Here is an 11,674-nt window from a genome sequence, read left to right as displayed (position 1 = left end):
ACGTCAAGCCATTTGAGTAAAGAAGCCGTAAGCACAGCTCATCTGCAAGATGGTGCAGTTACTGCGTCCAAACTGGCGGATGGCAGTGTGGACGGTAGTAAATTGACCGAAGGTACGATATCGTCTGTGCACCTGGCTGATCGTGCCATTGATGGCAGCAAGCTGAGCGAGCAAAGTATTACATCCAGTCACTTAAATGAAGGGATTGTTGGCACGGCTCATTTAAGCGAAGAGATCTGGAATGCAATTCGTCAGGTCAGTGCAGAGACACTCGAACAGCTTGCCGAGTTCAAAAGGCAGGAAGCGATGCAGGAAGTGCAGCAGTTCATACAGTCAGTAGGCTTGCCTAATGATGGACTGTTTGCATGGGGAGATGATGCAGGGGAGTCGACTGATACGCCAATTGAGCTCCAGGCAGGAAGTCTGAATCTTCAAGAACTGCTCGGGTTGCCCAATAATTTGGAAGCAGAAGCAGCGCTAACGGAAGGCAAGTCTGGTGCGGAAATCACTGAATCGGGAAATGTATCGGACGCAGAAGATACGCTATCGTCTGATGAAGCTGGCCCTGAGTTCTCTGATTCTATTGCTCCCGAGTGGTCTGATAATGAGGTGCCAGTTAGCTATACACTTGAGTCCCAGTCGGTGACACAAGAGCATTTGTGCAATGGTTCTGTAGGCAGTGATCAATTGCAGGCTGGTGCTGTTCAAGTCGAACACCTGGCATTCCAGCCGGTACGTAGTGTAAGTAAACAGCCTGCTGTGCAGCAGTTTGGCATGGAAGCCTTTGTTCTCCCAGAGAATGAAACGTGTACGGAAGTGACGATTGTTTTTGAAGAGTCATTTGTCTCGGAGCATTATGTCATTGTAGCGATGAGCAATGACCGTGGGTTTCAGGTATCCCTGCTATCACAAAGCGAAGATGAAGCAGTACTGGAAGTAACGCGAACAGCAGATTGCAAGCATACGTATGGTTTGTTGTCCTGGATTGCGGCGGGGCCATCGGCATAACCTTCTGCCATGGTTATCCTGAGTTAACATATTTACAAATTGACAGAAGCGGTGCCGGCGAATTTGTCCCGGACACCGCTTTTGCTTGGCAAGCCTGACCGTTCGGACATGAGGGGTGTCGGAACGAAGCTATTTTTTTACCAGTATAATTCCTGAAATAAATGAGTTCGGTTTTAATTTGTATTCATGGAATCAGACAATGTACATGATTGGTTAACGATTATAGTCCTACAGCTTGATAGGCTTTGGTGATGGCAGTAGCCTCGGCAGAATTCGCACCGTAGAGGTCTTTGGCAGCCTGAATCGTTGCTGTTTTGGCAGCCGCGAATTTGGACGTTGGTGTCAGGTAATTCACCAGCGTGCTATAGAAAACACGTACGGCCTTATCCCGGCCAATGCCGCTAACGGTTACGCCGTTATGTGTGCCACCTTGGGCTGCAAGGTAGAAGGCTTTGTTGATAATACCGCTGTTGGTATGCACACCGCCGTTGTCCGCACTGCCTGTGTAGCGGTCGCTATATTTGTCAGGCTGGTTGTAAAGCGTAGGATCGGATAAAGAGCGCAATGCATCTCCTGGAATGTTCGGGGTATAGATGCCGTCACCCAATAGCCAGTTTTTGCTCTCAATGGTGTTACCCATAATATCAGCAAACGCTTCGTTTAATGCTCCTGGTTCATTGCGGTATTCCAGATTGGCGGTGTACTCGATCACTCCATGTGTCAGCTCATGACCCACAACATCGAGATCTCCGGAGAAGATACCAAACAGTGATCCATCTCCGTCACCGAATACAATCTGTGCCCCGTTCCAGAAGGCGTTGTTATAGTTGGAGCCATAATGTACTGTGGAGCGAATCAAAAGGCCGTTGCCGTCAAGGCCGTTGCGGTTAAATTTATTTTTGTAGAAATCGTACGTGGCAGCAGCATAAGCGTGTGCATCAACAGCTGCACGGTCCGTCCACACGTTATTAGAGCTGGTCGACAATGTTCCTGGTAAAGAGGAGCGATTGTTCGCTGAATACGTTTGGATGCCTTTCCCACGAGTGGTATCTTTCAGCTGGTAGGTGCTGCCGGATTGCGTTGTGGTCAGTGTTTTGGTATCGCCAAACACCCCGGTACCAGTTCCTGTAGCAAAATTGATAATATCAAACTGGGATACGATGCTGCCATCCACGGCGTTAATAAAATATTTGGTTCGTAGCGGGGCAGGTTCAAGCACGTTCACTTCGGTAATGTAAACCAGATAGGTCTGACCGTCATCTTCATGATGGTAAATTTGGAGCTCAGCCTTTGGTTCAAGCTCCGGTGCACCTAACTCACCGATCCGGGAGGTCGCTTCTTCAGAAGCCACTTTAATGGCGTCTTCTGCACTGATGCCAGGGACTCCGTCATTAGGAATAGCTTGTTCTTCAACAGGTGGAAGCTCACCAAGAGCAGAAGTCACAGCCCCAGTCTTGTCCAGATGGAGAGTTTGTTCAGCACCGTAAACCGGAATGCCTTTGATGTACTGTTGCAGACGGAAGTGCCTTACGCCGGAAGTGTCCGTGTTACGTTTAATAATTTTGAGCTGGCCTCTGACATCGGAGTTCAGGAACTGTTCCTGTTGTCCAAGGTAATTATAGATCGTTTCGTCCGGGTTATTGTTCAACAGGATACTCTCCTCGGAGGCATAAGGGGCCTCAAGCGGAATGGATGGATCAGATGGCGCTGCAGCAGCAGAGGATACAGAAGCGAGCAAAAGAGCTCCTCCAAGAATGGTTGGCATAACTTTAGCAAATTTCATTGTTAACTCTCCGTTCTCATATAATTTTGTTGGAAAAAGGATATTATGCCTATCTCGGCTGGGTTTCCGTCTGCATCTGGCAGGGCGGAGTGAGGGGCTGAAACAGAAGTTTGTTTTAGAAGCAGGGGTTGTCCCCCTAGTGATTGCGGCAAACCGAAGGTTCTAAGGAGAACCGGGATGTTTAATCCGCGTGTGGCGTGCAGAAGAAGAAATTTGGATTGGGATTGTGAACGGCATCACTCCTTTCAAGTTCATGGTCTGTTTACGTACTAAATGGAGGAGATCAAACGTTTAAACTAACCGAAGGTCAATAAATGAGCAGCAAGAAGCGTTGGAAACGTGAGTTCTTTGTGAGGTTAAAAATGTAAATTGTGTGGCTTGAATCGTATAGTATCACAGTGTAAAAGTTTGGAAAAGATGCAATTTGAAATTTTTGTGAAAATTGTGTCTAAGGACAGGGAGGAGATGTCATTTTTAGGTTTATTGACGAATATTGTCGTTTTGGAGGGAGGGGGGATATGTATTCTCGCCCAGAACCTAAATGTGATAAGGACATACGCCGTTTCCACTGCTCCACGAATACATAGAATAACGTGTACTCCCTTGGTACGATCAGGATGGGTTGTGGGAGGTGAATTTGTTGCGGAAACAACGTAATAAAGCACGTTTTGCGACAAAAAGAAGTAAAAAATATACCCGAAGGATTCTTGGAAAAAGAAGAATCCATTCACGAAGAAAAAAGGGTATAAAGGCCTATGCCTTCGTTATACCCCCCCATCTTTCATTTCTTTCGAATGATCTTAGAACGGCTCCTAGAATGGATGGAGAAGCTTCTCAACAACATAGAGAAGTTATCCGGCAGCCTGTGCTATCGGTGATTATTCCAGCGATGAACGAGGAACGCACCATCACTGCTGTAGTCCGTGAAGCCACACGTATATGCCGTGATACGGAAGTGCTGGTCATTGTGAACGGATCAACCGATGGCACAGCGAGCGAAGCTGAACGGGCAGGGGCACGTGTACTCCAGTATCCCGAAGCGCTGGGACATGATGCAGGACGAAGAGTAGGGGCGGCAGCAGCCCGAGGGCAAATTCTGCTGTTCACGGATGCAGATATTCGTATCCCGGCCGTACATCTTGCCCCTTTTGTGAAAGCCGTATTGAATGGTGTCGATGTTGCACTGAACGATTACAACGGTCCGGTGACACGCAGCCCAGTTCATCCAGTCGTTGAAGCGAAACATATGTTGAACAGTCTGCTTTCCAGACCTGATCTCGGCGGGGCTTCCATGACAGCCATTCCTCATGCTCTCAGCCGTAAGGCACTTGATGTGATTGACATATCTTCGCTGGAGATCCCGCCGCTTGCTCATGCCAAAGCGGTACTCGGCGGACTTCAGGTGAAAGCCGTTCATCATGTGCCTGTAGGCAAATGGAATGCTGTTCGCATCAAGAAACGAATCGGTGCAGATCCGCTGAGTCAGGTGGTATTGCAGGATCATCTGGAGGCGATCCGCTGGATTACAGATACACAGGGGCCACGGGGCGGTCATCCTGATCTGCAGCGTGTTCGCCGTCTGGCCCAATAGGAGGGGAACAGTCAGAAAGGTATGCCATAAGATCGGTTAATGGCAACATGCGGGAGGTGACAGCACTGAAAATACGATCAGGAGCGAGGGCTCAGAGACGGACGGGAGCCAAGCGAATGGCGTCGAGCAGACCCCGGAGCAGACCCCGGAGCAGACGGCAGACTGGGGGGAAACGGGCACCTCGTGTGAAGCGTCTCGAACGGAGCCAGCGGAATTTCCGGCAGGTGATGCCGGATCTACGTCCATATTGGCGAGCAGGCCAGCTTGCGGGCAAACAATTCAGGGCAGATGCCGACATCCTGAATAAACATGCTTCTGATGCGTGGCTAGCATACGCTGCGGCGAATCTGCCGGAACAGATCAGCTACGAATCTGCATTGCAGGCAGGCAGAATGTTTATTCAAGGCTATGCGAAGTCCTCAGGCCGTACGCCAGAGATTGTACCATTGCCCCTCCGACATGTTGCTGCTGCCGTAGTCTGTGCCTGCAATGAGGAACGCACAATTGGGCAAGTGCTGGCACAGCTGAAACGTCTGCCCCTCCGTGATATTGTGGTTGTATTAAACGGCACAACGGATAACAGTTTGGAGTGCGTGCTGCAACATACAGGCATTACACTTGTATATGAACCGGATCGGGCTGGTCATGATGTGGGGCGTGCACTTGGAGCCAAAATGACAGATGCAGAGACTGTTTTGTTTGTGGATGGAGACATGGTTTTGCCTGCTGAACAGCTCGCGCCCTTCTTGTTCGCCATTGACAGCGGGCAGGATGTTGCATTAAACGATCTGACGTCTCTGCTTCCGCAATTTTCCAGGCAGGATGAAGTTAGCCGCATCAAGGCCTATTTGAATCACACGTTAGGTCGGCGGGATCTTGGCTCGAATTCGATGACTGCTGTGCCTCATGCTCTATCACGGCGAATGATTCAAGCGGTGAAACCTGCTGCCCTGGCTGTTCCCCCCAAGGCACAGATGCTTGCAATCCAACAGGGACTGAGGGTATCCGCTCCATGCCAGGTAGACGTCATACGCTCTAATCGGTTGCGTCCAGGCAACACGGGCAGTGGTAATGATGTTGCCAGACTAATTCTTGGTGATCATCTGGAAGCACTGGCGGCATGGATGGATACGAGTGAACATGCGCTTCGCGCCAATCTCCCTTCCCGCACAGAGATAGCGTACAGGAGGAATGTGAGATGACGCTGACAAGCATCATTATACCCACTTATAACGGCCTCTCACTGCTGAAGCCTTGTGTGGGGGCCATCCGAACATATACGGGAGAAGCGACATCGTACGAGATCATCGTTGTGGATAACGGTTCGACAGATGGTACTGCCGAATATTGTGCCAAGGAGCGCATCCGGTTTGTCCGTTTACCCGAAAATCGGGGATTCCCTGTTGCTTGTAATGCTGGCCTTCGGGTTGCATGCGGAGATGAGCTGCTGTTGCTGAATAACGATGTTACCGTTACATCATGCTGGCTGGATAACATGCGCAAAGCGTTGTACAGTGAAGAGCACATTGGCATCATCGGACCAGTTACGAATTATGCCAGCGGAATTCAGCAAGTGGATATGACGTTTCGGGATGTGCAGCACTTTCAGGAACTGGCAGCTGCCAATAATGTTTCGGATATGTCAAAGTGGAAAGAAGTGCACCGAATTGTTGGGCTGTGTATGCTGATGAGACGAAGTGTACTGGAGGCAGTGGGGTGGCTTGATGAAGCATATTCCCCTGGACACTATGAAGATGACGATTACTGTTATCGGGCAAGGCTGAAGGGCTTCCGTTTGCTGGTATGCGGGGATGTCCTTGTACATCATCAGGGGAGCGCGAGCTTTCAGAAGACAGATCAAGCCGAATGGAAACAATTGCTGGAACGTAACCGTTCGATTTTTATAAATAAATGGCATGTCGATCCGCGTGAATTTATGGACATATCCGATGAAGGAGGGAACAAGGAATGAAAGGTGTAATTCTTGCTGGCGGCACAGGGACCAGGCTGTACCCCCTGACCCGGCTTATCAATAAACATCTGCTTCCCGTCGGTAAACATCCGATGATTATGTATGGCATCGACAGGCTTCGTCAGGCAGGGATTGAGGATATTCTGATTGTCATCAATAAACATTCCGCTGGATTGTATACGGAGTATCTTGGTGGCGGAGCAGATCATGGAGTCAGATTAACGTATCGTATTCAGGAAAAGGCGGGAGGGATTGCCGAAGCGCTTGATCTGGCCTCATCGTTTATTCTTCCGGGCGAAAAATTTGTGGTGCTTCTTGGTGATAACCTGTTCAGCGATGATTTGAAACCATACGTAGATCGGTATATGCAGCAACCTGCGGGGACGGCGCGTGTACTGCTTAAAGGGGTGGACGATGCACGTCGCTACGGGGTGCCTGTCTTTGATGAACACCATCCGGAACGTATCGCGTACATTGAAGAAAAGCCAAGTCAGCCGAAGACCTCTTATTGTGTAACGGGCATATATATGTATGATGACCATGTATTTAGCCTGATTCATAACATTGTACCGTCTGCACGTGGGGAACTGGAGATTACCGATGTAAACAACCATTATGCATCCGGCGGCGGACTGGAGTACGATATTTTGCAAAAATATTGGAGTGATGCGGGCACATTTGAATCACTCCAGGAGGCAGCTGTACGCATGAAAGGGCAGCTTCCTTAACCGGAGATAACACGATACAGCTGCGGTGCGTGATCGAAGCAGATGAACAAAGCAGATGATTGAAATAGATCATTGAGTAAATGGTTTAGACTGAATGAATGAAGTGAAACTTGCGCCGGAGCTTTCTTCAAGGCTCCGGCGTTTTGTGCAGTGACTGTAGCCATCCTTTTCTATACTCGGGGAGTGGAGTGAGATCTGTAATTTCACGTGGGAGTGAAGTGCGCCGCGCCGGCAGGAGAGAAAGCGTGTGAAGCATTGTAGGGCGCACGGGCAAGAGGGTGAAAGGGAAGAGGTTTAGGGAAGTGCGGAATGTGAGAGGTACGGTGAGAGCAGAGAGCAGGGAGCAGAAGTGGTCTAGGTAATGCAGGTGATGTGAAGTGTGAAGGCAGAGCTGTGCAATTGAATAATGCAGGGAAGTGGGGCATGTGGGAGGTACAGCAGCAAGAGCAAGGAGCAGCAAGAGTAGAGGCAAGGCAGATCAGGCCGGAGTGGTGTCGGGTTTGAGTAAGACAGGTAGAGCTGGAAACATGTTTAATGTGGGCAAGACAGGTAGGGTGGAAAAAGGGATAAGGACGGGCAAGGCAGACATAGCAACAGATGTGATCCAAGCGGGAAAAGTGGGCAGCGCCGGAGGCGAGATAAAGAAGGGGAAAGCGGGCAGGGGCAGAGGCGGGATAAGAGCTGGTAAGGCAGGCCGAGCCAGACGGGCAAGGCTGGCTGGCGCAGCACAGAGGCGCCTGCGCCAAGGCTCGGCTCAGCGCAGGCACGCCTCCGCGCAGGGCCGGCGCGCCGCGGCCCGCGCCAAGCAGCGCACGGCGATGCGCCGTGCGCCCAAGCCAGCACCGCACGCAAGCTCGCCACAGGCGATGCCTGCCAGCGGTGCTGGCCCCGCCCCGCGCCAGACGACACACCCGCAGGGTGTCGTCCTGCCCGCGGGGCGGGAAGGCGCTGCCGCGAGTGCCGGCAGCGCCAACGGCGTGCCGCCGCCGGCTGCGGAGCATGCCGTGCAGGCGGCAGGGCCCGGCGGTTACGCCGCGGGCTACCGCGACGGCGTATTCGCCGGGGGCGAGGCGCTGGTGGCGCAGCACATCCCGCCGGATCATATTCTGCCCGCTGTGGCGGCGGCAGATTTGATCGCGGCGGGCTTCCGCCAGTATGCGCCCAGCCTGACCCGGCTGACCAGCCCTCATGAGATGGCTGGTCACATCATGGCGGCGCTGGATGCACAGCGCCCCCTGTCTGTCGTTCGCCTCGGAGATGGCGAACTGCTTACGCTGGCAGCGGATACGGTGCTGCCAGCTACAGAAGTGCAGGAGCTGGCACCGTTTCTGCCGTATGCAGGGGTGCCGTGCTCCACGCCGGACATCCGCGCGATGCTTGCGGAAGCTATTCGGGGTGCAGACTGGGTGGGTGTACCCATCTCACGTGCACCTACGTTTCAGGGACTCTTATTCCCGGTGCTGCGCCATTTCGGGATCGACTGGTCCACCCTGAAATTGACCAGTTCCACGATCAATTACAGTCTGCATCAGTCTCGTCTGCTGCTGCCAATGCTACAAGGGCGGCGCGTGTTGCTTATCGGCAGCCGAGCGGCAGAGCTGGGGGCTTTGCTTCATCCGCATGGAATACAGGTCGTAGGTATCATCCCTGCTGTAGCAGGCATGGCAGATATACCGAGGGTAATGCAACTGACAGCGGAGTACACCTTTGATATCGCTCTGGTCGCAGCGGGCATTCCAGCGGTGGTGCTATGCAGGCGTATCGCCGGAGAACTGGGCAAAGTTGCTTTTGATTTTGGACATTTGGCAGACAAATTGGTAACAGGGGAGCTTCAACTCTAGTGAGTCGTCTGGGGCAGGATATCTGGAAGCCTGCTTCTGGCACGAGTGGAATGGAGGAAGCAACATGACGAAATCGGAAATACAGCCTCATCGTGTACGGAAAAATAATCAGAGCAGCTCGCAACTGAGCAGTCAGTTTAAGAATAGAGAGGGAGCACGATCAACGGGCACATATCCTCAACGTACGGGAACATCTACTAAGGTTCTTCTTCATGCAGTCGGTGGTCGCAAACGACGTCATTCCTTACGGAAAGGCCCAAAAAGCAAACGCATCCTTCGAAGCAACAAGTTATACAAACAGGGGTATAACCGTGGTTACGAAGATGGGGTTCGTCAGGGGCAAAATTCATTCGGCATTGTTTTTGAAGGGGTCAGCATCATCATTCCTACCTACAATCAGCGGGGTTATGTGCTGCAATGTGTATCAAGCATTGAGAAACATACCCCGGCACCTTATGAAATCATCGTTGTAGACAATGCTTCTCAAGATGGTACAGCAGAGGCGCTGCTTCGCCAAGGTGGTATGGTCAGGGTAGCTGCACTGGAGAAAAATCGAGGATTTGCCGGAGGAGTCAACCAGGGCCTGATGATGGCAAAAGGGCGGCATATCGTTGTGCTGAACAATGATACCCTGGTTACTCCGGGCTGGCTCGAAAATATGATGACGTGTCTTAACAGTGATCCTCAGATTGGTGTCGTGGGTCCGGTGACCAACTACATCGGCGGAGACCAACAGATTGAAGTGCCTTATCGCGAAGTAGAGCAAATGTGGTCTTTCGCTGCCAGTCAGAACCGTCCAGACCCGGAGAAACATCGGATGACGGATCGGCTCGTTGGATTCTGCTGGCTGTTTTCCAGAGATTTGTTTGAGCGCACAGGTTATCTTGATGAGGGTTACGCCGTAGGCAATTTTGAGGATGACGATTGGATTGTTCGGGTACGAATGCTCGGATACCGGCTTGCTGTAGCAGGTGACGCCTTTATCCATCATTTTGGAAGTGTCAGCATGAAAGCGCTCGGAGAGCAGGACTTTAACACCGTGAATAAGGGCAATGAACAATTTTACAGTCAAAAATGGGGAGATCCGCAAGCGCTCATCGCGGAAACTTCCAGGCTGGCACAGATTCAGTATGCAGACACTCAAACTCGATCTCAAGCAAACGTATCTTCAGCAGCAAAAGGGGATCTACGTCAGCAGGCTGCCGGTTCCTCTTATGAAAAAAGTCATGTAACATCACCGTTCAGACGAAGCAGTGATTTCTATCCTGAAGGTGCATTCCTTGTTGATCTTAAGGGGGATGTCTATGTACTAAGAGGTGGTCAGCGCCATAAGCTGAACATTCCGGTTCCGCGTGGCATCTCGCCGGTGCTGGTAGCCAAACCTGATCTGCTAGGCATACCTGAGGGTGAACCGCTGGTGTCCGCCGGGGACATATGGAACGGATCGCATGAATCTGATCCTCCTCTTGCTGTAACCACTTCTGATCCAGGCGTGCCGTATACAGATACAAGTATTGTAGCTACTGCTGAGGCACCTGAAGGTTGGTATTTGGTCACCGAAGGCCGGCGCAGAAAGTTTGTGTCCACCTATGCAGCGGAACGTTGGGGTATACGTTCCAGACATGTGCAACAAATATCGACCGAACAGCTCCATATGATCCCGGAAGCATGCCCGATTATTGCTCCCCCCCAGTTGCTGAACGAAAATTTGTGATGACCATCGTTCGTGGTCTGGAGCAACATGTAAACATGCGGAATGAACAATACTGCACGCTACGCAGCTTTTAGGCTGAACGTGAGCACGGATCTGTTTATTCCGCATGAGGTCTTTCCACAAGGGCTATTTAATTAAGTGATGATAGGCAGGAGTAATGAAGTGGTGGAAGTTACAGAAGCATAGTATACCTGTAAATACATATTTAAAGTTGAAGGTTTAACTCACTTCCAGGGGGCTGTAGGTACCCCATGTTAACAAGTTTGGAGGCTGAAAAATGAAAAGAGCGCTTTTTATTAATTTTCTAATCTTATTCATTCTTTCGGGGTGTAATACTCACGAAAATATAGATATTAAATCACCATCCTACATGTTTAGCGAAAACTCCGAGCTCGCTAGTGAAGTAAAAGTAAGTTTAAATGGAATCTTTAACAGGAATGAGAATACTTTCGAGGGAGCTTTATCTATCAATGATATTGCTTTCAAGAAGGTACTCTTCATGCATAAATCTTTACTAATATCTTATGAAGGCCCAGAGCGAACAGTTTTAGGAGATATTTATATAGATAAACAGGCTAAGCAATTTGCAATTATTATTACAGAACCTGAACTATACATGAAATTAACGAATGAAAAATATGAGAATGAAGGCTTAGTCATAATTTCTCCTGCAACAAATTTAGAAGCAGCCAAGATGATTGAGGAGAAGTTAAAAGCATTGGAGTGAGTTTTTAAACTCACTCCTTTTTTTTGAATCAAAAATGATCCTGAACGTATAACTCAAAATTTAAATTTATTTTTTCTATTTTGTTATAGGATTGTTCTATTAGCAGAACCATTGACGATGCAAAGGGTCGGGAGTACATTTATAGCCATAATCCTTATTTAACATATGGGAATTAGAGGTTTAAACTGATCTGGTATGTCTAGGTTGTCTAATCTCTTGGATCAAAATCATGAAACTCAGGAGCTATGTCGATGTCATCATCCAAAAAAGTGGTGTAGGCGGGACGGCAAATTTGAAGCTTTACTGGTGC

Annotated in this window: 9 protein-coding genes; 8 read left to right on the top strand and 1 reads right to left on the bottom strand. The window is 50.0% G+C overall.

Features of this window, described 5'->3' with window-relative positions:
• Window positions 1-1,008: WIAG-tail domain (locus tag AB4Z30_RS24225; RefSeq protein ID WP_441929995.1), on the top strand; the 1,008-nt coding region annotated here is incomplete at its 5' end.
• A gap of 220 nt (window positions 1,009-1,228) precedes the next feature.
• Here the strand turns inward: AB4Z30_RS24225 and AB4Z30_RS24220 are convergent.
• Entirely contained in the window at window positions 1,229-2,791 is a 1,563-nt protein-coding gene (locus AB4Z30_RS24220; protein WP_441929994.1) for a M4 family metallopeptidase, read from the bottom strand.
• 817 nt (window positions 2,792-3,608) lie between these two features.
• Between AB4Z30_RS24220 and AB4Z30_RS24215 the strand changes: the two genes are divergently transcribed.
• The 7 genes from AB4Z30_RS24215 to AB4Z30_RS24185 all read left to right on the top strand — a co-directional run bounded on the left by AB4Z30_RS24215 (window position 3,609) and on the right by AB4Z30_RS24185 (window position 11,364).
• Entirely contained in the window at window positions 3,609-4,382 is a 774-nt protein-coding gene (locus AB4Z30_RS24215; RefSeq protein WP_441929993.1) for a glycosyltransferase family 2 protein, read from the top strand.
• 116 nt (window positions 4,383-4,498) lie between these two features.
• Window positions 4,499-5,584 carry a glycosyltransferase family 2 protein gene (locus AB4Z30_RS24210; protein ID WP_441929992.1) on the top strand — a complete coding sequence of 362 codons (1,086 nt, stop codon included), beginning with the start codon at window positions 4,499-4,501 and terminating at the stop codon, window positions 5,582-5,584.
• Window positions 5,581-6,354: a glycosyltransferase family 2 protein gene (locus tag AB4Z30_RS24205; protein ID WP_441929991.1), complete on the top strand. Its 774-nt coding sequence runs from the start codon at window positions 5,581-5,583 to the stop codon at window positions 6,352-6,354. Before AB4Z30_RS24210 ends, AB4Z30_RS24205 begins: the two co-directional genes overlap by 4 nt.
• The gene (locus tag AB4Z30_RS24200; RefSeq protein WP_441929990.1) at window positions 6,351-7,082 is read left to right on the top strand and encodes a sugar phosphate nucleotidyltransferase; all 732 of its coding nucleotides are present in this window, start codon (window positions 6,351-6,353) and stop codon (window positions 7,080-7,082) included. The genes AB4Z30_RS24205 and AB4Z30_RS24200 overlap by 4 nt, the downstream gene beginning before the upstream one ends.
• 1,004 nt (window positions 7,083-8,086) lie before the next feature.
• Window positions 8,087-8,923: a GT-D fold domain-containing protein gene (locus tag AB4Z30_RS24195; protein ID WP_441929989.1), complete on the top strand. Its 837-nt coding sequence runs from the start codon at window positions 8,087-8,089 to the stop codon at window positions 8,921-8,923.
• Window positions 8,924-8,987: 64 nt separating this feature from the next.
• Entirely contained in the window at window positions 8,988-10,637 is a 1,650-nt protein-coding gene (locus tag AB4Z30_RS24190) for a glycosyltransferase family 2 protein (protein WP_441929988.1), read from the top strand.
• A 277-nt stretch (window positions 10,638-10,914) separates the two neighbouring features.
• Window positions 10,915-11,364, top strand: a complete 450-nt coding sequence (locus tag AB4Z30_RS24185) for a hypothetical protein (RefSeq protein ID WP_441929987.1) — start codon at window positions 10,915-10,917, stop codon at window positions 11,362-11,364.
• Window positions 11,365-11,674 lie beyond the last annotated feature (310 nt).

The sequence above is a fragment of the Paenibacillus sp. 2TAF8 genome, assembly GCF_052114825.1.
GTDB lineage: Bacteria > Bacillota > Bacilli > Paenibacillales > Paenibacillaceae > Paenibacillus.
This window is presented reverse-complemented; position numbering and strand designations above follow the sequence as displayed.